17 protein-coding genes are annotated in these 22,082 nt (G+C 44.2%); 14 read left to right on the plus strand and 3 right to left on the minus strand.

The annotated features are described in order from the left end of the window. The first annotated feature begins 11 nt into the window (after positions 1 to 11). The 5 genes from hisS to ACS8E3_RS10320 all read left to right on the plus strand — a co-directional run bounded on the left by hisS (position 12) and on the right by ACS8E3_RS10320 (position 7,489). On the plus strand, positions 12 to 1,313 hold the full coding sequence (gene hisS, locus ACS8E3_RS10300; RefSeq protein ID WP_439243958.1) for a histidine--tRNA ligase: 1,302 nt from the start codon (positions 12 to 14) through the stop codon (positions 1,311 to 1,313). A 72-nt stretch (positions 1,314 to 1,385) separates the two neighbouring features. Continuing rightward, positions 1,386 to 2,225, plus strand: a complete 840-nt coding sequence (locus ACS8E3_RS10305) for a YfgM family protein (protein ID WP_439243959.1) — start codon at positions 1,386 to 1,388, stop codon at positions 2,223 to 2,225. A gap of 152 nt (positions 2,226 to 2,377) precedes the next feature. After that, a complete protein-coding gene (bamB, locus tag ACS8E3_RS10310; protein ID WP_439243960.1) occupies positions 2,378 to 3,589 on the plus strand; it encodes an outer membrane protein assembly factor BamB in 1,212 nt (403 codons plus the stop codon). 333 nt (positions 3,590 to 3,922) lie between these two features. Continuing rightward, positions 3,923 to 5,365, plus strand: coding sequence for a ribosome biogenesis GTPase Der (gene der / locus ACS8E3_RS10315; RefSeq protein ID WP_439243962.1), 1,443 nt, complete (start codon positions 3,923 to 3,925; stop codon positions 5,363 to 5,365). 165 nt (positions 5,366 to 5,530) lie between these two features. Further along, entirely contained in the window at positions 5,531 to 7,489 is a 1,959-nt protein-coding gene (locus ACS8E3_RS10320; protein ID WP_439243963.1) for a sensor histidine kinase, read from the plus strand. Between the two features lie 108 nt (positions 7,490 to 7,597). On the opposite strand, the gene ACS8E3_RS10325 is transcribed toward ACS8E3_RS10320, so the two are convergent. Together ACS8E3_RS10325 and ACS8E3_RS10330 are read right to left on the minus strand one after the other, a co-directional pair. After that, positions 7,598 to 8,764, minus strand: coding sequence for a D-alanyl-D-alanine carboxypeptidase family protein (locus ACS8E3_RS10325; RefSeq protein ID WP_439243965.1), 1,167 nt, complete (start codon positions 8,762 to 8,764; stop codon positions 7,598 to 7,600). A gap of 582 nt (positions 8,765 to 9,346) precedes the next feature. Beyond that, the gene (locus ACS8E3_RS10330) at positions 9,347 to 9,781 is read right to left on the minus strand and encodes an MCR_0457 family protein (RefSeq protein WP_439243967.1); all 435 of its coding nucleotides are present in this window, start codon (positions 9,779 to 9,781) and stop codon (positions 9,347 to 9,349) included. Positions 9,782 to 10,260: 479 nt separating this feature from the next. Here ACS8E3_RS10330 and surE point away from each other — a divergent pair, with 479 nt between their 5' ends. The 7 genes from surE to ACS8E3_RS10365 all read left to right on the plus strand — a co-directional run bounded on the left by surE (position 10,261) and on the right by ACS8E3_RS10365 (position 18,692). After that, the gene (surE, locus tag ACS8E3_RS10335) at positions 10,261 to 11,145 is read left to right on the plus strand and encodes a 5'/3'-nucleotidase SurE (RefSeq protein ID WP_439243969.1); all 885 of its coding nucleotides are present in this window, start codon (positions 10,261 to 10,263) and stop codon (positions 11,143 to 11,145) included. A gap of 160 nt (positions 11,146 to 11,305) precedes the next feature. Beyond that, entirely contained in the window at positions 11,306 to 12,109 is an 804-nt protein-coding gene (locus tag ACS8E3_RS10340) for a peptidoglycan DD-metalloendopeptidase family protein (RefSeq protein WP_439243971.1), read from the plus strand. 185 nt (positions 12,110 to 12,294) lie between these two features. Continuing rightward, positions 12,295 to 14,469, plus strand: a complete 2,175-nt coding sequence (locus ACS8E3_RS10345) for an ATP-dependent helicase (protein WP_439243972.1) — start codon at positions 12,295 to 12,297, stop codon at positions 14,467 to 14,469. Positions 14,470 to 14,765: 296 nt separating this feature from the next. Next, positions 14,766 to 16,028 (plus strand): NAD(P)/FAD-dependent oxidoreductase, encoded by a 1,263-nt coding sequence (locus tag ACS8E3_RS10350; protein ID WP_439243973.1) that lies wholly within the window; start codon positions 14,766 to 14,768, stop codon positions 16,026 to 16,028. A gap of 85 nt (positions 16,029 to 16,113) precedes the next feature. Next, entirely contained in the window at positions 16,114 to 16,452 is a 339-nt protein-coding gene (locus tag ACS8E3_RS10355; protein WP_439244031.1) for a RidA family protein, read from the plus strand. Positions 16,453 to 16,598: 146 nt separating this feature from the next. Continuing rightward, entirely contained in the window at positions 16,599 to 17,033 is a 435-nt protein-coding gene (locus ACS8E3_RS10360; RefSeq protein WP_439243975.1) for a tetratricopeptide repeat protein, read from the plus strand. 126 nt (positions 17,034 to 17,159) lie between these two features. Further along, the gene (locus ACS8E3_RS10365; RefSeq protein ID WP_439243977.1) at positions 17,160 to 18,692 is read left to right on the plus strand and encodes an acetyl-CoA hydrolase/transferase family protein; all 1,533 of its coding nucleotides are present in this window, start codon (positions 17,160 to 17,162) and stop codon (positions 18,690 to 18,692) included. Positions 18,693 to 18,807: 115 nt separating this feature from the next. Here ACS8E3_RS10365 and ACS8E3_RS10370 read toward each other — a convergent pair whose 3' ends face one another. Then, positions 18,808 to 19,998, minus strand: coding sequence for a glycerate kinase family protein (locus ACS8E3_RS10370; protein WP_439243979.1), 1,191 nt, complete (start codon positions 19,996 to 19,998; stop codon positions 18,808 to 18,810). 108 nt (positions 19,999 to 20,106) lie between these two features. Between ACS8E3_RS10370 and cobT the strand changes: the two genes are divergently transcribed. Next, a complete protein-coding gene (cobT, locus tag ACS8E3_RS10375) occupies positions 20,107 to 21,183 on the plus strand; it encodes a nicotinate-nucleotide--dimethylbenzimidazole phosphoribosyltransferase (RefSeq protein ID WP_439243981.1) in 1,077 nt (358 codons plus the stop codon). Beyond that, positions 21,183 to 22,049: an adenosylcobinamide-GDP ribazoletransferase gene (cobS, locus tag ACS8E3_RS10380; protein ID WP_439243983.1), complete on the plus strand. Its 867-nt coding sequence runs from the start codon at positions 21,183 to 21,185 to the stop codon at positions 22,047 to 22,049. The genes cobT and cobS overlap by 1 nt, the downstream gene beginning before the upstream one ends. The last annotated feature ends 33 nt before the right edge of the window (positions 22,050 to 22,082 follow it).

Genomic DNA, 22,082 nt, shown 5'->3' on the forward strand with positions numbered 1-22,082 from the left:
ATAACCGCACCATGATTAAAGCTATTAAAGGGTTCAATGATATTTTGCCACAGCAATCGGCAAAGTGGTTACGCCTAGAAGCCGTTTTACAAAACGTACTGAGCCGTTATGGCTATGAGAATATCCGCTTACCTATCGTTGAGCAGACGGATCTATTTGCTCGCGCTATCGGCGGCGCAACCGATATTGTCGAAAAAGAGATGTATAGTTTTACCGATAAGTCAGAGCCGCCAACGCCTTTAACGTTGCGCCCTGAAGGCACTGCCGGAGCGGTGCGTGCGGTTATCGAGCATAATTTACTGCGCGGCGATACGCCCAAACTTTGGTATATCGGTCCGATGTTTCGCTATGAGCGTCCGCAAAAGGGGCGTTACCGTCAGTTTCATCAGCTTGGAGTCGAGAGCTTTGGTAGTGCCTTGCCAGACGCTGATGCTGAACTGATTGCGATGACCCATCTTATGTGGCAAGAGCTGGGTCTTAAAGACGAGATGCGTTTACAGCTCAATAGTCTAGGCGAGAGCGAGGAGCGTCATGCTTATCGCGATGCGCTGGTGCGTTATTTGACCAATAAGCAAGAGCAGCTCGATGAAGACAGCAAACGCCGTTTAACAACTAATCCGCTGCGCATTTTGGATAGCAAAGAGGCGAGTACACAAGCGCTATTGGCCGATGCACCGAAGTTAGCTGACTTTTTGGGTACGGAGAGTGTGGCGCACTTTGAACAAGTACAAACGTATTTGACTGAGCTTGGCATTGATTTTGAAATTAACCCGCATCTAGTACGTGGTCTTGATTATTATAACAAAACAGTCTTTGAGTGGGTAACCGACAAACTTGGCAGCCAAGCTACGGTTTGTGCCGGCGGCCGCTACGATGGTTTGATCGGTCAGTTAAAATCAATGGATAATAAAGGCGATAGTCAAGATAGTAAGCCGGTAAAGTCTGAGCCCGCTGTTGGTTTTGCGATGGGGCTTGAGCGCTTATTGTTATTGATAGAAGCGGTAGCACCTTTTGCAGAAGACTCTGCTTGTGATGTCTTTGTCGTAGCGCATCCAGAGGTGTATAGTGCCGGTATCGCTTATGCACAAAACCTGCGCTATACTCGCTCAGATCTGCGCGTAAAAATGGCTAGCGCCACAAGTTTAAAGTCGCAAATGAAAAAAGCCGATAAGTCAGGTGCCGCGCTAACGGTGATTATTGCGCAGCAAGAGCTCGATCAGCAAACGATTAGTATTAAAGATATGCGCCATGGTGAGCAAAAAAGCGTTCCTGAAGATTGGTTGGCTGATAGCGCCAACTTTTTGGGCCAGTAGTCTTCACTCAGACATTCATATAACACCACTTCTAATAAAGTATTCATTATAAATTTCATCAGGTAAATACCCATGGCTTTGAATCCTAGTTCGCCAAACTCAGACAACTCGATGCAGGCGCTAAAACAGTATGGCGGCAATATCGTTACCATTATATTATTGGCGTTGGCTGGCTATTTTGGTTGGACTTATTGGCAAAATAATCATGCCCGTGTGGATACCGTAGCTGCCGATCAATATGCTGATATACAGCTATTAAATGAGCAAGTCAGCTTAGCAGCGCAAAATCCAGACCTAGAAGACGACGCCCTAGCGGCACTGAGCGAAAGCCGGGATCAGCTCAATAGTGATATTGATAGTTTAGTTGGCGCTCATGGCGATTCAGTGTACGCTTGGCAAGCATTGATGATGAAAGCGCGGATGCAAGTGGATAATGACGATTTTGCAGGCGCGACAGCTAGCCTTAAGCAAGCGTTAGCTATTGATTTAGATGACGCTGGCCTCAAAGCCATTACGCGTCTGCGTTACGCGCAAGTGCTCTTAGCGGCTGATGACTTAGAAGCGGCATTATCTGAAGCGAAAAGCGATGTGCCAATCTCCTTTGAAGCGAGCCAACAAGAGCTACTAGGTGATATTTATCAAGCCCAGAACAATAAAGAGGCTGCTGTTAAAGCTTATAATAATGCCTGGAATCTGATTAGCGAGCGTAATGAAGCGCGGGCGGTACTGGCGCTAAAAATGGAGAGCTTAGGTATCTACCCTGAGCCCATTGAAGCTCAAGATAGTCTTATTCAGCAGACAGCGGCACCGCAAGGATTGACGGTAGATAATGCTGTAATGACTGACAATGGCAGTGCTAACAACGAAGTTAATAGCAGTAATGAGAGTAATAATAGTAACGAGCCTGAATAATAGATGCAGTAAATAAGTTATATTATCTGCGCTTTAGACGTTTACAAAGTTTAGTTTTAACCCTAATTATAGTAGTGGCTGTGTAATAAAGACTGATATTATCTTTAGCTACAGCTTCTTATTGACCGTTAATTTTTTGTAGTGAGAATACAATGACCCGATCTGTTCGTGCAAGCCAGACTATAAAAAGCAGTACCTTAAAAAAGACTGCTATGCAAATGGCAGTAGTGGCTTTGATGGCTACTGCTGCTGTGGGCTGTAATCGCGGTATAAAGCCGGTGGTCAATGATCCTGTCAAGCTAGTGCAAATTGCGCAGCCAATCAGCGTCTTGCAACCAGTATTCAGTGTTGATGCAGGCAAGAACGCTAGCAAAAAAGACCCGCTAGATCTACAAGTTGGCTATGAAAATGGTCAGATAGTCGTTGCAGGGCGTGGTGGTGATCTAACGGGCTATAATAGTAACGGTCAGCGCTTATGGTCGATTAACGTCGGTGAAGAGATTACTGGCGGGGTCGCTTTGGATGCATTTAGTCAAACCGCTGTTGTCAGTACTCGCGGTGGCCAGATTATAGCGGTCGATAGTGCTACTGGTGCAAAACGCTGGCAAAAACAGCTGTCAGGATCGGTGTTGACAACTGCATTGATTACCAATAATCGCGTTATCTTATCGGCGAACGATGGTTTTCTGCATGGTTTGTCGCTACAGAGTGGTCAATCGGTCTGGCAGTTTGCGACTAGACTTCCTACCATTAGCGTTCGCGGTGCTGCTGCGCCAACCTTATTAGATGATAAAACTGCTTTACTCGCTACTGCTGATGGTCGTCTGCATGCGATCACTCTGGATAATGGCTTGCCAAAATGGTCGCGCCGTATCGGTATCGGTACAGGTAGCAGTGAAGTGGAACGTATGAGCGATGTCGATGGTCAGCCTGTCATTGATAATGATCAGCTATTTGCTATCAGCTATAGTGGGCAGTTATTAGCTATCGATTTGGCTTCTAGAGAGGTCATGTTTGTCAAAGAGCTTGCTAGTCTTAAGTCACTTGCGGTCAATAGTCAGCAGGTTATTGCGACGAGCTTAGAGGGCAAAGTAGTGGCTTATGATCGTCGCAGCGGTGAGGTATTGTGGGAGAGCGAGGAGCTTGCCTATCGCAAGCTTACCAATCCAGTAATGATTGGTGATTACATCGCTGTCGGCGACTTGGATGGCATTGTCCATTTGTTTGATCCAGCGACAGGTACTATTGTAAGCCGGGTTGAGACTAAAGGCGCGCTAAGTAGCTTACAAGTGGATGGCACGCGCTTAATGATTCAAAGTAAAACGGGTCAAGTGGCGATATGGCAGCTACCAAGATCAAGATAAGTCTTCGCTGACTCGTTCAGTAGCTATGAGCTAATATAAGCTAAGCCATAAAACCTTGTACCTTATAAACGCTGCTCGTTCAGCGTTTAGTGCTTTTTATTAAAGCTTGTTTAAAGACGCGATTTGACGTACTCTTGCGCCCTGTTGATGGACTGCAGCGGAGTAATGACAGCAAATCCTGAGTGGTTTGCAGGGTGGATGGAGTCGTTAGGGCCAATTTTAATCTAGTTATTGTATATTATTTATCATTATCATCATTTATTTAAGTCTAAGATAGTGGGTAGTCTATTGCTGCTGTTATTATCTGCTACTGACTATTATCGAGAGTAACCCATGAGCATCAAGCCTGTAGTGGCTTTAATCGGTCGCCCAAACGTAGGTAAATCTACCTTATTTAACCAGTTCACTAAAAGTCGCCAAGCGTTGGTCGCTGACTTGTCAGGACTTACTCGTGATCGTCAATACGGTGATGCGGTGTATGAAAACAAAGCTTTTATTGTAGTAGATACTGGCGGTATTGGGGAGGCGGACGACGGCAGTGGCAACATTGATGACTACATGTCTGAGCAGTCGCATACCGCTATTCATGAAGCCGATATTATCGTTTTTGTCGTTGATGCTAGAGCGGGCATGATTGGCGCTGACGCCGAGATTGGTAAGTTTTTACATACCTTAGGTAAACCTGTCTACGTGGTCGCGAACAAAGTCGATGGCGTGCACGATTCTGCGCCGGCAGAGTTTTATGCCTTAGGCTTAGGGGAGCCTTTCCCTATGGCTGCCAGTCACGGACGCGGAGTCGGTAACTTGTTAGAGGTCATTACCGCTGACATGCCAGAGCAAGAAACCCTACAAGAGCCAAATGGTCTAAAGCTGGCGATTATTGGTCGACCTAATGTCGGTAAATCCACGCTAGTCAATAGACTGCTCGGTGAGGATAGAGTAGTGGTCTATGATATGCCAGGAACCACGCGCGACAGTATTTATATCCCTTATCAGCGCGATGGCAAAAATTATGTGCTTATCGATACTGCTGGCGTGCGTCGCCGCGGCAGAATCGATGAAAAAGTAGAAAAGTTCTCAGTTATTAAGACTTTGCAAGCTATCGAAGATTCAAACGTGACCGTGATTGTCATTGATGCGCAAGAAGGCATCGTCGATCAAGACTTGCACATGATTGGTTATGCACTTGATGCTGGACGCGCGTTGGTAGTAGCGATTAACAAGTGGGATGGTTTGAGCGTTGAGCAAAAAGACTATATTAAGATTGAGATGGATCGACGCTTCAGCTTTATTCCTTATGTAAAAGTGCATCTGATATCAGCTCTGCATGGTACGGGTGTTGGCAATCTTTATCCGTCTATCTTGAAAGCCTATAAATCCTCCATGTTTGAGGTGTCTACCAACCGCTTAACACAGATACTGCAAGATGCTGTGGCGGCTAATCCGCCGCCTACCGTGTCAGGTCGCCGTATTAAGCTGCGTTATGCTCATATAGGCGGACATAATCCGCCTGTGATTGTGATCCATGGTAATCAAACCGGCTCATTATCTAAGAGCTATCAGCGCTATTTAGAAAACCAGTTTCGCCAAGTGTTTAAGCTTGAAGGGACCCCATTGAATGTTGTCTTCAAGCTCAACGAAAACCCTTACGCTAATAAGAGCGACACGCCTACCAAGGCCAAAGCTCAGCAGCTTAAACAGCGAGAGCGTAATCGCGCTCATAAGTACACCTCGCGCGACAAAAAAAGCGATAAAAGAAACCATAACAAGCGTTAATCATTGCCGATAGGGTGTTGATAAATAAAAAGCGTTCGTTAAGGCAGGGAGTAATGCGTATTCCTTGCCTTTTTATTTTACGATAGAGCGTTATAACAGAGTCATAACTAAGCGCTGTATGGTCAGCGATTAGACCTCCACGCTCTTTTAACTCAAGTGGGTAATATGAGTAACCCCTCCTCTGCAAATGTTTCTTCCCTTATTCGGCGCGCGGTTTTTCAGGCTGTTTTGCTGATTTTTATCGTGATGTGCATTTTGTCCTTTTATTATGGCTTTGTGCAACACTATAAGCAGCAACGTCTGCAAGTGCAGCAGTTATCAGAGCTACTCGTGAATAGTGCCTCAACAGTAGATGGCGCACGCTTAGTGGCACGGCAAGTTGATATCTTACTAGCCGGCGATCCTGCACTAAGCAGTATAGTGTTTTATTCTTCTGACTCACCCATATTAGCGCTCGATAAAATCGATATCCAACAGCAAAATCGTGATTGGTATAACGCTTGGTTTGCCGATAGTATTAGCTTTAATGAGCCAGTTACCAGTCGCTACCTGAGCACGAGCAACTATTATATACCCTCAGCCACAAACGGCAATGAAAATACTGACGATGGAATAGAGAATACAGGCATAGAAGATAATAATCCTCTGGGGGCGCAGGATGTGTTGATTGGCTACCTTAATATCACTTTAGATATCCATAAATTGCGCATGGAATGGCTGTATCAAAACGCTTGGCTTTTATTTATTATTATTGGAGCGACGATTATCAGTCTGTTGTTATTACTGCGCCGTTTAACATGGGTAGCTGATAGCGTAACGGAGCTGGCTAAAGTGTGTCAAATCATTGTCAGTAACCCGGACGTTGAGCAGCTACCAGTGATCCAGCAACGTTTGTGCCTTAAAGAAACTAGAGATATTAGGTTGGCGTTAGTGAGTTTATTTAATCGCTCAAAAGCGCTAAAAAATAAACTCGATTCTTTAGCGGCTTTTGAGCAGCAGTTACATAATAAAGACCTTTCTCTCAATACTCAGCGCAATAATTTTCAAAGCATGATTACCCATGAACTTAAAACCTCGCTGAATGCTATTGCGGGTGGCTTACAGCTATTAGAGAGCCAGTACGCGAGTGCAGAGCAAAAAGATACTTTATCAATTATTCACAAAGGCAGTCAGCATTTGGAGGCGACGATTGAGCAAATTATCCAGCTCAATAAGATAGAAAAAGGTCAGATGAGTATCAATGTTAGTGAGTTCAATCCCTTGCAGCTGCTATCAGATTTATTTACTGAATTTGAGGAAGTTGCAAAACAAAAAGGACTTGAGCTTACCAGTCGCATTCATCACATTGATTATAAACTTGAGGGCGATACCAATAAAATTAAGCAAATATTAGCAACTTTGCTTGAAAACGCTATTAAATTTACCGACAGTGGAGAGATCAGCGTTGAGTCGCAGCTGACGCATTTTAATACTAGCGTTCGCTGGGAGATTAAGGTCAAAGATACGGGTATTGGTATTGATAAAAAGTATTTCGAGGATATTTTTACGCCATTTTTTCAGGTTGATCCTAGTCGTACTCGGCACTACGAGGGCGTAGGCGTAGGCTTGCCGGTGCTCACACAGATTGTACAGCTACTTGGCGGATCTATTGACGTCGCAAGTGAGCCAAAAGTAGGCAGTCAATTTACGGTTATACTCCCTTTACAAAGCGCTTATCAAAGTCAGTCGCGGTATTCGCAAAAGCCATTAGCAGGATTAAGCATCCTTTATTATTATAATGAGGAGATGGGTGTGTTAGCCGAGCAGCTGCGCGGTTTTGGTGCGGTGGTCAGTGGCAAGCAGCATGAGTTATCAGTCATACAAAAACTCAATAAAATGAAAGTTGATATGGTAATGATTGCCCAAGAGGTGCTGCCAGAAAAAGCTATACAGATGGCACGGTTGATTCGTGCTGAGGAAAATCGCTATCGGGTATTGATTATTTATTGGTATCCGCCGCATAAGCAAGATATCTTAGATAATTTTGAATACTCATTGAAAGCTGCGGGGGTAGACTTCTGTTACCCCGCTACTGAAGACAGTAAAGCACTTTATAAGCTGATCAAAAAAGATGCTAGATACTGATTTATAGAGACCAAGCTTATAAAGACAAGCCTCTAAAAAATAACAGTATAGCGTCTATCGTTTTCTAATATCGCAGTCGAATGTTTGATTAAAATTAGCAGTTATTGACTAGAACAAGTTTTGCGCCCAGCGTACCACATGCTGCCACATACGACTAAAGAAGCCCGATTGCTCTACATCATTCGTAGCGATAATAGGAACCGAAGCCACGGCTTTTCCTTCAATGACTGCCATCATCTTACCAACTTCCTGACCTTTGGTGATAGGCGCTTCTAGACTTTCTGGAATATCAACCACCGTAGTGATTTTATTTTTTTGCGTTTTAGTCGTTAGTATTTTTAGGTTATCACTGATAGCCAATTCGACTTCTTCTGCTTCACCGAACCAAACAGGTATCTTGCTGACGAATTGACCAGCAGGAGCTTTGGTGACGGTAGTAAAGTGACCATAGCCCCAATTGAGTAACTCACGCGACTGATCAGCACGGGCCTGTTGACTTTCTGTACCCATAATCACCGAGATTAGGCGCATACCATCACGATTGCTTGACGCAACTAAGCAATAACCTGCAGCATCGGTATGACCGGTTTTTAGGCCATCGACAGTGGAGTCTGTAGCGAGTAGGGCGTTACGGTTGCCTTGAGTGATGCCATTATAAGTAAACTCTTTTTCAGCGTAGATATCATAGTAATCACCGCTGTTTTTTATGATAGCGCGGGCAAGCTTAGCTAAGTCCAAAGCAGAAGCTTCGTGACCTTCATCTGGCATACCAGTAGAGTTCACAAAGTTAGTGTTTTCCATACCTAATTTTTGCGCTTGCTCATTCATCAAAATCGCAAACGAAGCTTCACTTCCAGCGATGTGCTCTGCCATAGCCTTTGAGGCATCATTACCTGATTGGATGATGATGCCGCGGAGCATATCGATAACGCTAGCTTTTTGATTCACCGGCACATACATACAAGACTGACTGCTACTGCCGCGGCACCAAGCATTTTTGCTCATAAGCACTTGCTCATCTTTGCTCAAGTCGCCTGAAGCCAGACGCTGCTCAATGATATAACTGGTCATCATTTTGGTCAATGAAGCGGGTGGCAATGGCTGGTTGGCGTTTTTCTGCGCCAATATCTCACCAGTATTGTAATCCATCAATACATAGGCTGTATTGTCCATTGTCGGTGGTTGGATAGCTGCATTGGCGGCTACTGCCCCAAGCGAAACACTGACACCGATTACTAATTGTACAAGCTGTTGTTTTACACGCTTAACTGTCATAAATTGTTACACCACATCATAAAACCAAAAGTATCTATCGTTAGCAAAACAGCACAACTTTCTGCAGGCTGCTTTCAATAGACATTAAATGAACCCTTATCATAAAGATGAAATGAGCATAAAAAACACAAAATTCAGCATAATAAGGTCGATAAAGCAAAGAGGATTGACTTATTGCTAGGGAGTCCTAAAAAAGTCTTATCAGAGCCATCATAGCTCCATAACTACCTTAGTGGTAGCAGTGAGAGCGACTGACGCTAGCAAGAATAATCTAAAAACCCACAAGCAGCAATAGCAGATAGCAGTATTGATTAAATTTATAAGGTTTAATCACTGAGGTCAAAGTACTGTCGATATTTTGTTGAGCTAAAAATAACTTTTTATCTATCGTGTTTAATCTAAAAAAGATCAGTCCGCTACAAAATAAAAAAAGCTTGCAGCGCCACTCAAAAGTTTGAGGGTAGCGCCAGCAAGCTTTCGTTTCGTACTCGTCAATTTAGTAATCACTAATAGGGTTACTAAAAATACAAATCGTCACTAGCACAAAATGAAGTTTATCTTAGAATCATTGCGTTAAAGTCATTAATAAGGGGCATCGGCTAAATCTTGGCAAAGCGCCTTATTTTCGCTTTTTGAAAAACCCATCGTCCAACTGCGAATACCTTGTAGGATTTGGCGGTAGTCTTGCTGAGTAGACAGGTATTGGATAGCCGCTTTAGGGTCTTCTAAGGTGGGCATCAGCTCCTGTAACTGTACATTATAAGACTTATAAAATCGCTGTTTTTGCTTACCATTGAGCATAGAAGGGCAGATCTCTGATAGTACTTGCATAACCGCAATTTCATGCTTGGTAATACTCATGCCAGACATATCTAGAGGAATAGTAGTGGCTACATTATCTGCTGCTTGGCTAACTTGAGACAACATCGCAGCGGACATGATGAGACTGGCAATGCCAACTTTAGAAGCCATTTTTTTGGCAACAAAAAGAGTAGAAAATATCAATTTATTAGTCATCCGGTATCACGCTCGCTTAACATTATTGAGTGGTATTATGGTAATAGTAAAAGCATAAAAAGTCACATAAAATATGAGTCGATGTGTAGATGTATTGTGAGCTAAAGGCGTTTTGTAGCAACATAGCCGTAGTATATTTAAGTACGTTACCCTAACCTTAACCGATAGCTTATTATTGTTATCTTACATACTCGTTATCGAGCTTTATTCCACTAATAGAGTGAAAAACAGCGACAACCATTATAGCTGATATAACAGTCAAAAATCATGACTTGTCATATCTGAAAATTTACTAGCTCAATCTATTTGACATCTCAAGGATAAAGCCTTAGTTTGTCATTTTATATTATAATAGCTTGTTTTTTTGACTCTTTGCTTTATTCAACTATTGGTTTTATGCGGCAAGGATAGCTTTATTTTATAAAAATAAATAGTGCAAGTTATGACTCACCAAACCCTATTAGGTATGTTTAGCCAATATGAAGTTTTTAATTAGTAATGATGACGGGGTACATGCTCCAGGGTTATTAGCGTTATATCGTGCGCTCTCTGCGATCGGAGAGGTGTACGTGGTCGCGCCTGACACCGAGCAAAGCGGCTCTGCTAGTGCCTTACGCATCTCGCAACCTTTGTATACCCAAAAAACCGCTTTAGGGTTTATCGCTGTTAATGGCACGCCGGCAGACTGTATATACTTAGCGTTGCATGAGCTCTACTGCGATGTTAGCTTCGACTGCGTCATTACTGGGATTAATTCTGGCGCTAATCTTGGTCAAGATGTTTTGTTTTCTGGTACCTTTGGCGCAGCATTGACGGCTCAGATTTTCGGCGTACCTGCTATTGCTACCTCACTGGTAGGCGGCGCTAGCAAAGTTAATAGGGACAGTCTCGATGACGAAGCAAGTTACTATACCATAGCAGCTGCAGAGATCGTCAAACTCATCACTGAAACTGATATCCTAATTGCGCTCAAAGAACTGCCTTATCATGTGCTAAACGTCAACATTCCTGACGTTAAAAGCGCCAGTAATATTCAAGGGCGTAAACTGACTTGTTTGACTCATAGCCAAATTGCCAAACCGGTACATCATATCGTCGATCCACGAGGTCGCGATGCATATTGGCTGTGCTTGCGTAAGTCGACGCATTCGCCGCTAGAGACTGCGTTAAGCCAAACTAACCCGAAGCCAGAGGCCAGCCTAGCACGATCAACCGCAGTGAATCAGCGTCACAATAATCACGACATTACCAATAATGTTACCGATGCTCAGGCGCTGGCAGATCGTTTTGTTAGTTTGTCGCCGGTCAGATTGCACCATACGCCGCTTACGAGCCTAGAGAACTTATCGGCTTTAGCACTATAAAAGCTTGGCCGTACTTGTGTCTCATCAACAGCTACAACAAATATCAGTAACCATAAGTATCAATTATCATCAGCATTTGTCAGTTTAGCTGCCAGCTTAATTATTAATTTATAGCCTGTCCATCAAGAGCATGGCGTACATGAACTATAGGGAATTTTGTATGAAAAAGCTCACTCGTAAGTCAACACTAACCACCGCTCTTGTCAGCTCATTGAGCGTAGCGACGCTTGCCATGACAGGTTGCGCGACGAAACCGACTTATCAAAACAGCAATGCTGCCGGCCCCACCATTGTCACCAATAGCCAAGGCGTGCCCAATTATCATCTGGTCAAACGCGGCGATACTGTCAGCCAAATTGCACAGCGCTATCGTTTAAACTATCGTCAAATCGGTGCGATTAATAATCTAGATAGCAAATACACCATCTATAGCGGTCAGTGGCTCAAGCTCTGGCAAGGTAATCAAGCGGCTACCAATAACACTTATAACGCGAATAACCGCCAGCCGGTCAGCCCTCGTCCAACGTACAATCCTAATCCTGCGCCAACGCCAACGCCTTCTGTAGTGCCTGCTTATGAGAACACAGCCACTTCTACCTCAGGCTACCAATATCCTAGCCAAAACCAAGTCGTCCGTAATTTTGATGCGGCTGGCGGTAATATGGGCATGTGGTTTGCGGGCCGAGAAGGGGATCCGGTACTGGCAAGCCAAAGTGGTACGGTACTCTATTCAGGTAATGGCTTAGAAGAATATGGCAACTTGATTATGATTCGCCATAGCGATAATTACATTACTGCTTATGCTCATAACAGTCAGCTGTTGGTGCGCGAGGGCGAGCAAGTTCAAAGCGGTCAACGTATCGCAACGATGGGTAGTAGCGGGCAGACCAATCAAGTTGGCCTAGAGTTTCAAGTCCGTCTCAACGGTAATCCTATCGACCCGCGTGCGGTACTAGGGCGTTAGCATAAGTGTGGTTTTGATTGCTTTTGTTGAATGTTTCTATTTATTATTGCTATTTATTGGTTCTGGAGCTGGTCATTGATAATATTGATGATCAGCTTTTTATATCGAATGTGCTATAGCTTAGAGCTAAATTGTATAGTCAAGCTGTAAAGCCAAAACTACCAAGCCAAAGGTTATTGCCAATTATGCAAACCACTGTCTTTAGTACCGAATCTTATAACTATCCGCAAAACTTCGCTGATATCAAGCCCAAACTCGAGCAGCTACAGCAAGCGATAAAAAAGCTGGAAGCCAATCTGATTGACGCTGATGAGAAAATGCTAAAGAAGCGTTTGCGGGCTGATTTAGGTTTGAAAGTTGATTATGCCAGCGAGCTTAACCCCAATCAGCTGTTGGCGGCAACGACTACCCAAGGTAAAGTATTAGTGATCGCGGGGGCAGGCTCTGGTAAGACCAAAACCCTCACTTATCGTACCAGTTATTTATTAGAAAATGGCGTCGCACCTAAGCAAATCTTGTTACTGACTTTTACCCGCAAAGCAGCCAATGAAATAAAGACCCGCGCCAAAACCTTACTGACGAATAGCTTGTCAGACGAGGAGTTAGCAGAAGACATCTTACCTACTAGCAAAGCGCTTAACGATATCACTAGCGGCACGTTTCACTCGTTTTGTAATCGGCTGCTGCGCCAGTATTCAGGTCTGCTTGGTATCAATCCACGCTTTACTATCTTAGATACTGGTGACGCCGAGGACGCTATAGATCTGATATATAAAGAAAAAAAGTACCCGGCGCAAACTAAGAAACAAGCTTTTCCGCGTAAACGTACCCTACAAAACCTGTTTTCTACTTCTAGAAATAGACGTATTCCTATCTCTAAGCTAGTTGAGGAAAATTATCCCGATATCGCTATCCATATCCCTATCATTGAGCAATTGGCGATTGATTTTCATGAGTATAAGCGCGCCAATCACTTATATGATTTTGATGATATTATCAGCCAAGTGGTGCGCCACCTAAAAACCAATGACAAATTCCGCCAGTTACTACAAGAGAGTTATCGCTACGTAATGGTCGATGAGTATCAAGATACCAACATTCCTCAAAAGCAGCTGATCGATCTGATTTGCGCTCCCGCGTCAGTATCGCTGATGGTCGTCGGTGATGACAATCAAAGCATCTACGCCTTTCGCGGTGCAAATTATGAGAATATCCTACTCTTCGGCGAGACTTACCCTGAAGCTAAGCTGATTAAGCTTGAGCAAAATTATCGCAGTACCCCAGCCGTGCTCGACTATGTCAATGCACTATCTGCGCAAATTACTTTGGGCTATCAAAAGCAGCTTTATTCAAACGCTAGCATAACCGGTGATAAGCCTATCTTTAGCCGCGCTAGTGATGAGACAAAAGAGGCTAAATATATCGCCGATAAAATCGCCACGCATAAAGCGGACTATGATTATAGCGATTGTGCGGTACTGTGCCGTACCTCTTTTCAATCCAACTACGTGCAGCTCGAATTTATGGAGCGCCGTATTCCGTTCATCGTCGTCGGTGGCATCAAGTTTGTTGAGCGCCGTCATGTCAAAGACGTACTTGCCTTTATCAAGATCCTGTATAACCCTAACGATACCATTGCTTGGCACCGCATATTGACCTTGTTTAAAGGAGTGGGAGCGGTCACTGCCACGCGCTTAACGCAAGCTATCAACAGTGATGACAACTCGTTTGAGCCGCTGCTATTACCAAAATTTAGTAAAAAAAGTCCGCAGCTTGAGCCGCTATATATTGCCTTGACTAAGGCGCAACAAGCGGAGTCCGTTGAGACCATCATTGAGCTGATCCTTGATTTTTATATTCCTATTCTAAAAACGGTTGAGGAGAACTGGCGTGAGCGCAGTGAGGATTTTCGCGTACTTAAAAACCTAGCCAATGAGCATAATAGTCTCGATGACTTTTTAGAGAGTTTAGCCCTCGATCCACCTAATGATTCGGTCGCTGCTACAGATAGCTCAGAAGAGGACGACAATGACAAAGTTACCATCTCAACTATTCATAGTGCCAAAGGGCTTGAATGGCCGATAGTTTTTGTCAATTCACTCGTCGATGGCATGACCCCGCATTATCGATCTTTAGATGATTTTGAGGAGCTAGAAGAGGAGCGTAAGCTGTTTTATGTGGCCTGTAGCCGCGCTAAAAACAAGCTCTACCTTACTGCACCGGATTATTTCGCTAGCTATTCAGGATATTTTGATAAGCCCTCAAGGTTTATCGCGGAGTTGCCTGCGGATAAGGTCGAGATTAAGCGCTCAAAGAAACTATTAGAGACGCTGGCGAGTGAGGATCCAGTTTGGTGGTAGTAGGATGGTGTTTTCTGTGCTGTGCTCTATGAGCTCAGCTGTATTTCTTGTAGTAACCCAACCTCCCGTCTCATAATGCTGATAACACCGAAATATAGACATAATGATAGGTGGAATACCTTTAAGTTATTAGAATCTAGGGCATATATAACTAAAAGTAATTTATCGAAAAATTTATTGTTAATAAATGCTTTAATATTCGCTATAATGCGTTACCATAACCACTTTAAATTTTCTGTCTTATTTATCTTAAAACTCCTACTACTATATAGTTTTTACTATTTGAAGGGTATGTTATGCGTTATGACGTTATTGTTATTGGTGCGGGCATGGTCGGCACCTCAATTGCTTGGCATCTACAAAAAAACAATTCTAAAGTGCTAATGCTCGACAGAAAGCTGCCGGGTCTTGAGACCTCTTATGGTAATGCTGGTCTTATTCAACGCGAAGCTATCCATACCCATCCTTTTCCGCGTCAGATCACGGAGATGTTTCGGGTATTGCCGAATCAAGGCACTGATATACGCTACCGAGTTCCGGCTATTCTGCGCTATCATCAAGCGCTATTACAGTACTGGAAGTACTCGTCACCTGCTTCAGTCAAACAGATTGAAAGTGAGTGGCAGACTTTGATTGCTCATTGTACTAGCGAGCATCAAACTATGATTGAAGCCTCGAATGCTGACGAACTCATCACTCGTGATGGTTGGCTACAATTGCATCGCTCAAAAGAGACGCTAAAGGCTGCTGCTGACACTGCAGAGGTCGACCGCGCCCAAGGCGTTGAGCACAAGGTGCTAAGCCTAGAAGAATTAAAAGCGCTAGAGCCAAATGCCAATTTTGACGGTTTTGTCGGCGCTATTCATTGGTTAAACTCTTGGCAGGTTTCTAACCCAAGCTTTCTAGTCAAAGCTTACGCTAAGAGTTTTGAGCAGATGAATGGCTCGATACTTGAGAGTAATGTTACTGAGATTCAGCCTGACAACAGTAATGAGGCTCAGGGTTGGAAAGTCGTTACCGATACCGATACTTATTATAGTGATAACTTAGTCATCGCTGCGGGTCCCTGGTCCAATGAGCTCATAAAACCACTTGGCTATAATCTGCCATTATTCCCGATGCGTGGCTATCATCAGCATTTCAAACTTCATGAAAAAAACACCATTCATCATAGTATGTTCGATATGGACAAAGGCTTTGTTATGGGGCCAATGCAGCAAGGCATCCGTATCACAACGGGCGCTGAGATGACGACGATGAATGCACCAAAGAACTTTGGGCAGTTAAAGACCGTACTTAAGCTGGCTCGCAAGATTCTACCTTTAGAAGACGCGGTAGAAAGTGAAGCATGGGCCGGCTCGCGTCCTTGTATGCCAGATATGAAACCTGTCATCGGACCTGCGGACAAGCATGATAAGTTGTGGTTTGCTTTTGGGCACAGTCATCAAGGCTTCACGTTAGGGCCTATCACCGGTCGGTTAGTTGAAGAGATGATCCATGACAAGCCGCTGACCGTCGATGTTGAGCCGTTTAATGCTCAGCGTTTCGAAAAAAAATAACACTATAATTTTAGCCGCCATCTAGTTAGCAATGTTGATGATTTGTATTTTAATCATCCGCTCAATAAATTAAGGATAAACCATGATTAAGAAGCTCCATAGCACTCAGCGTATGAGCAGAACGGTCATTCATAATCAGACTATTTACCTATGTGGCCAAGTCGGTAACAGCGATGACGATATCAAAGCGCAAACCCTCACGTGTTTAGAGAAAATTGAGAGCTTGCTCAACGAAGTCGGTAGCGACAAATCCAAACTGCTCTCAATGACGGTTTGGGTTAAGAGTATGTCAGATTTTGCGGCGATGAATGAGGTCTATGATAAGTGGTTTGAAGGTGTGCAGCCGCCAGCCCGTGCTTGCGGTGAGTCCGCTCTTGCGCGCCCTGAGTTACTCGTTGAGATGATCGCTATCGCGGCAGAGTAGGGAGCGGTCTAAATTAAAAAGGCATGGTATAGACTATCATGTCTTTTTTTAGTAAAAGATGATTTAAGCGACTGCTAATTGCTATCCACCTTTAAGCCATCTACCCCTGAGCCATCCTGATTTCAAAAGAGTTAAGAGTCCTGCTGATGAATAATACTAAAATCAATACGAAGATTTATAAGGCTATTTATCTGTTAGCCGAGGAGCTATTAGAAGCAGACCGGATAGGCGATCAAGCCGCCTTTGACGGGTTTTATACTGATCTAAAAGCGATCTGTGTGGACAATAAAAACACGGATAAAGATCATCCCGAGCAGTGGGAGACATTAGCGGATTTTACCGAAGATCTCGATGCAGCACTTGTTATTTATGATAAAGCCCTAGGTAAAGCGAAAGCTATCAATGCAAAAGATCACTTAGCTTCGATAGCTTTTTCGATGGCAGTGTTGCAACTTGAATTAAATCAAACCGATAAAGCTATCGAAAATCTGCAAAATGCTAAGATCGCTGCTAATAAAAGCGAAGATAAAGAATTTAAAGTTGAAATCGATGAATTGCTAGCGACATTATTAGCTGAGTAAGATTGATATTTAACAGAGGCTTAGTTTTTCAATACTAAACGGACGCTGCACTTACGGCGTCGTTTTTACACGCTCTTATCACTGTATTAAGAGTTTAATTTAATAAGGAAGTTAAAGGAAAATAATATGAGTTCAATAAATCATGAAGGTCGCGTACTGCACGAAGGACTAAACAAAAAAATCATGTCGGCTGAGGAAGCAGCTCGCTTTATCAAAAACGATATGAATGTTGGTATGAGCGGATTTACAGGGGCAGGCTATCCAAAAGCTATTCCAGCTGCCCTTGCTAAGCACATGGAAGCGGCGCACGCTCGCGGTGAAGACTTTCAAATTGGTTTATTAACGGGTGCCTCTACCGCCACTGAGTGTGACGGCGTATTAGCAGATGCTAACGGTATCAAATGGCGTACGCCGTATCAATCAGAGCCGGCCTTGCGTAAGCAGATCAACGCGGGTAAAGCCTTTTATTTTGACATGCACTTATCACACGTCGCCCAGCAAAGCACTATAGGCTTTTATGGCGATATGCATATGGCCGTTGTCGAAGTGGCTGGTATCTTGCCCGATGGCCGCTTGATTCCATCGACCTCAATTGGTACCAGTAATGCATGGCTTGAAAATGCGGATAAGATCATTTTAGAGGTTAACGCTCAGCAAAGCTTGATGCTTGAGGGCATGCATGATGTCTTTAATGATATCGGTATGCCGCCTAATCGCAAGCCGATTCCGCTAGTGACTCCAGGTGGCCGTATTGGCGTGCCGTACTTGCATTGTGATTTAGATAAAGTAGTGGCTGTGGTGTTAACTGACTCACCAGATCGTAACAGTAAGTTCGCTGATCCGGATGAAAAATCAAACAAAATCGCTAGCCATATCATTGATTTTTTCCATGAGGAAGTCAAAAAAGGCCGCATGCCAAAGAATTTACTACCGATCCAATCTGGCGTCGGTAATGTTGCTAATGCGGTATTGGCAGGGTTAGATAATAGCCCGTTTGAGAATTTAACCGGCTACACTGAAGTACTACAAGACGGTATGCTTGATCTGATTATGTCTGGCAAAATGACCATGGCTTCTGCGACGGCGTTATCACTGAGTCCTGTGGCACTAGAGACTTTCAATGCCAATATTGAAGAGCTGCGCGCGCGCATTGTGCTACGTCCACAAGAGATTACTAACCATCCTGAGGTCTCGCGTCGTTTGGGTGTATTGGCTATCAATGCGATGATCGAGTGCGATCTGTACGGCAATGTCAACTCAACCCACGTCATGGGTACTAGCATGATGAACGGCCTAGGCGGTTCCGGTGATTTTGCTCGTAATGCTTATACCTCATTCTTTGTTAGCCCATCAACGGCTAAAGATGGCGCTATCTCTTGTATTACGCCGATGGTCTCGCATCATGATCACACTGAGCATGATGTCATGGTAATCGTTACTGAACAAGGACTGGCGGATCTACGCGGCTTAGCTCCGCGTCAGCGTGCACAAGCCATTATCGATAATTGTGCGCATCCAGACTATCGTCCGATGCTGCAAGACTACTTCGATCGTGCCTCTGCTTCTGAAAATGCTGGTATGCAAACGCCGCATATTCTTGAAGAGTCCTTGTCTTGGCATCAGCGTTTTGTAGAGACTGGTGATATGCGTATTAAGTAGTCTTTGTAACATTATAAGACTTAGTAAAAATACCCCTTAGTTATTATTTAGCTAAGGGGTATTTTCATAAAAGACTGTTTTTAGAGATGATGTTAAAGAGGGTGTTACCAGTGCTTTAATTAAGCTTTTGTCCTAAGCGCATCGCTGCGGCAAGGTTTAGAGCAGTAGTTTCAATATTAGTATAAGCACTGGCAAACACCTCATCGATAGGCGCAAGCTGTTGAATGCTAGGCAGCACCACAGCAAACAGATCGTCCATAGCAGAGTTACTTTTAATGCTTTGATGATAGTCGTCATTATCAACCGCGCCGCAGATGGCGATCACAGGTTTGTTTTGTGCTTTTGCCATTAGTCCAACGCCATTAACGACTTTCCCCATCATCGTCTGAACATCTAATTTACCTTCTCCAGTAATGACCAAATCTGCCTCAGCAATATGCATGGTTAGATCCACGGATTTAGCAATAAGATCAAAGCCGGATTGCAAATTGCTATCAAGAAAAGCCATCAGTGCAAATCCTAGTCCACCTGCCGCGCCTGCACCTGCTAGCTGTGAATAGTCTTGATTATCGTATTGACTGTGTTGCTGAGCATAAATATGAGCAAAATTGGCTAATGCTTTGTCTAAAATATCGACTTGCTCGCTAGTCGCTCCTTTTTGCGGACCGAAGACGGCACTGGCTCCATTGATGCCGCATAGAGGGTTGGTGACATCACAGGCGACTGTAAAAGGGGGACTCACTTGCGGCAGTATTTCTTTAACTTTTGCATGCAAGGTGGAGGTATCTATATGCTGTAAATTGGCTAATTGCGCGCCACCATGAGTCAATAGTTCATTGTTTTTATCGTAGAACGTTATGCCTAAAGCCATGAGCATACCAAGGCCAGCGTCATTAGTAGCACTACCGCCTAAACCTATAATAAAACGCTGTGCACCGTGATCTAAGGCATCTAAAATAAGCTCACCTACGCCGTAGCTACTCGTCATTAAAGGATTTTGCTCTGTACTCGTTAACAAGGCTAAACCGCAAGCTTGTGCGATTTCTATCACAGCGGTGTTGTCTGCTAGCAGTAGGTATTTAGCGGTAATAGGTCGCATTAACGGATCGTGAACGGTTGTTGTTATCCAGCGTCCCTCAAGCGCGTAGGACAGAGCTGCAGCAGTACCTTCGCCGCCATCGGCCATAGGTAGTAGTGTATAGGTGGCATCCGTAAATCCTTGCCTGAATCCAGATTGGATAGCGCGACAAACCTCTATAGCATCAAGACTTTGTTTAAAAGAGTCGGGCGCAATTAAGCTATTCATAGCTGACCTCTCGCCATATTATTTGGCACATTATCGATATAGTATCTGCTACCATAACGTTTTATTTAACTTACTTTCTTTTAGTTTTTTTAATTGCAGGATACTATTTTGACTTCTTTTATCGCCCCTTCTATTCCTAGTATAAAACACAGCGACTTACAGCAACAGCTCCAGCACGTTATTGATAATAAGACTAAGCCAATTGGTGCCCTGGGCCGTTTAGAGTCGCTCGGACTGCAACTGGGCATGATACAAGGTAGCACTCAGCCGCAGATTGAGCAGCCGCAGATTCGAGTATTTGCCGCCGATCATGGTTTAACTAAACATGGCACGTCGGCTTTCCCAAGTGCGGTGACCGCGCAAATGGTACATAACTTTTTAAACGGTGGCGCCGCGATTAATGTGTTGGCGCATCAACATGATATCGAGCTTAAAGTGGTTGATGCCGGCGTGGCAACTGATTTTGAATCGCACCCGCAGCTCTTGACTCAATATAAAGTCCGTAACAGCAGTCGTGATGCGTTAACTGAGCCTGCGATGACTGATGAGGAATGTTTACTCGCCCTCAATAATGGCATGAAGGTAGCCAAAGCATTAACGGGTAATGTATTGATCGTAGGCGAGATGGGTATCGGTAATACCTCGGCGGCCAGTTTATTGCTCGCGCGTTTAGGCGATTTACCGATAGTAGATTGTATCGGACGCGGTACAGGACTTGATGATGCAGGTCTTCAGAAAAAACAGCAGATACTCAGCCAAGTTTTGCTGTTTCATAGCGCGACTAAGTCACCTTTTGCAGCGCTCGCGGCACTTGGCGGGTTAGAGATTGCAATGATGGCAGGAGCTTTGATACAAGCGGCTAATGATAGACGAATATTATTAATTGATGGCTTTATTGCGAGTGTGGCTTTATTAGTCGCAGAGCGTTTAGCGCCTGGAGTTAGTCAATACGCAGTATTCGCCCATCATTCGCTCGAACCTGGTCATGCGCAGTTATTAAAACTACTCAATGCTGAGCCGCTGCTAGATATGCAAATGCGCTTGGGCGAGGGTAGTGGTGCGGCACTCGCTTATCCTATACTGCAATCGGCCTGTGCTATTATTAATGAGATGGCAAGCTTTAGCGATGCTGGCATCAGTAAAAAAAGTAGTAGTGAAAAAAACAGCAGTGAAAAGAGTCTCTAATGTCCGAATCCAAACTAGCAAAGGCGACTAAAACGCCAGAGGTTAGCAATAAAAAGCTCTCAATTTGGCAGCGTATTAACCACGAATGGACACTGCTATTAGTGGCGATTCAGTTTTTGACGCGCTTGCCGGTGCCGACATTTAAACACTATCAGCCAGAGTGGCTGCACCAAAGTAGCCGTCATTTCCCAGCGGTGGGCCTACTTGTTGGTTCAATATGCGCGTTAGTATTTTGGCTAGTCAGTCTCGCGTTCAACCCGTTAGTTGCTGCGGTCATCAGCAGCGTTTTTGGGGTTCGGCTGACAGGAGCCTTTCACGAAGATGGGCTTGCTGATACTTGTGATGGACTCGGTGGCGGCCTGACTCGCGAGCGCACGTTGACCATTATGAAGGACTCGCGCTTAGGTACTTATGGCGTCTTAGGTTTAGTCTCAGCGCTGTTGATTAAAATCACCTTGCTGGCTTCCATGCCTATCGCTGTCGCTATTGTGGCTCTAATTATCGCGCATAGTGCATCACGGCTGCTTTGTATCAGCTTGATAGCTCTACTTCCTTATGGCGGCGAGATTGAACACGCCAAAGCCAAACCGATGGCGCAGCAGTTGACAAAGATGCAAGCGTTATTTGCTAGCGGCTGGGTTTTGTTAGCGTTCGCTATAGTGTGGTTAGTATTTCCAAATGCAATGAGTCAAATCAGTATTTGGCAGGGAGTGTTGGCATTGGCGCTAGCCTTAATAGCGACGGACTATATGCGCCGATTATTACGTCGTCGTTTGCAGGGTTATACTGGTGATGGGCTTGGCGCGACCCAACAATTAAGTGAAGTGGCGATTTATGCAGGGCTAGCCGCGACTATGCCTTTTTAAATACGTTAACTTATTCAAGTTATAAAAATGGAA

It is taken from the genome of Psychrobacter sp. 2Y5 (assembly GCF_051847375.1).
In the GTDB taxonomy this organism is placed as follows: Bacteria; Pseudomonadota; Gammaproteobacteria; order Pseudomonadales; family Moraxellaceae; genus Psychrobacter.

Coding starts and splice junctions, on each gene's coding strand:
- bamB (WP_439243960.1), top strand. CDS start 2,378: ATGACCCGATCTGTTCGTGCAAGCCAGACTATAAAAAGCAGTACCTTA.
- hisS (WP_439243958.1), top strand. CDS start 12: ATGATTAAAGCTATTAAAGGGTTCAATGATATTTTGCCACAGCAATCG.
- ACS8E3_RS10370 (WP_439243979.1), bottom strand. CDS start 19,998: ATGAATAGCTTAATTGCGCCCGACTCTTTTAAACAAAGTCTTGATGCT.
- cobS (WP_439243983.1), top strand. CDS start 21,183: ATGTCCGAATCCAAACTAGCAAAGGCGACTAAAACGCCAGAGGTTAGC.
- ACS8E3_RS10320 (WP_439243963.1), top strand. CDS start 5,531: ATGAGTAACCCCTCCTCTGCAAATGTTTCTTCCCTTATTCGGCGCGCG.
- ACS8E3_RS10350 (WP_439243973.1), top strand. CDS start 14,766: ATGCGTTATGACGTTATTGTTATTGGTGCGGGCATGGTCGGCACCTCA.
- ACS8E3_RS10325 (WP_439243965.1), bottom strand. CDS start 8,764: ATGACAGTTAAGCGTGTAAAACAACAGCTTGTACAATTAGTAATCGGT.
- ACS8E3_RS10305 (WP_439243959.1), top strand. CDS start 1,386: ATGGCTTTGAATCCTAGTTCGCCAAACTCAGACAACTCGATGCAGGCG.
- ACS8E3_RS10365 (WP_439243977.1), top strand. CDS start 17,160: ATGAGTTCAATAAATCATGAAGGTCGCGTACTGCACGAAGGACTAAAC.
- ACS8E3_RS10360 (WP_439243975.1), top strand. CDS start 16,599: ATGAATAATACTAAAATCAATACGAAGATTTATAAGGCTATTTATCTG.
- ACS8E3_RS10345 (WP_439243972.1), top strand. CDS start 12,295: ATGCAAACCACTGTCTTTAGTACCGAATCTTATAACTATCCGCAAAAC.
- ACS8E3_RS10330 (WP_439243967.1), bottom strand. CDS start 9,781: ATGACTAATAAATTGATATTTTCTACTCTTTTTGTTGCCAAAAAAATG.
- surE (WP_439243969.1), top strand. CDS start 10,261: ATGAAGTTTTTAATTAGTAATGATGACGGGGTACATGCTCCAGGGTTA.
- ACS8E3_RS10340 (WP_439243971.1), top strand. CDS start 11,306: ATGAAAAAGCTCACTCGTAAGTCAACACTAACCACCGCTCTTGTCAGC.
- der (WP_439243962.1), top strand. CDS start 3,923: ATGAGCATCAAGCCTGTAGTGGCTTTAATCGGTCGCCCAAACGTAGGT.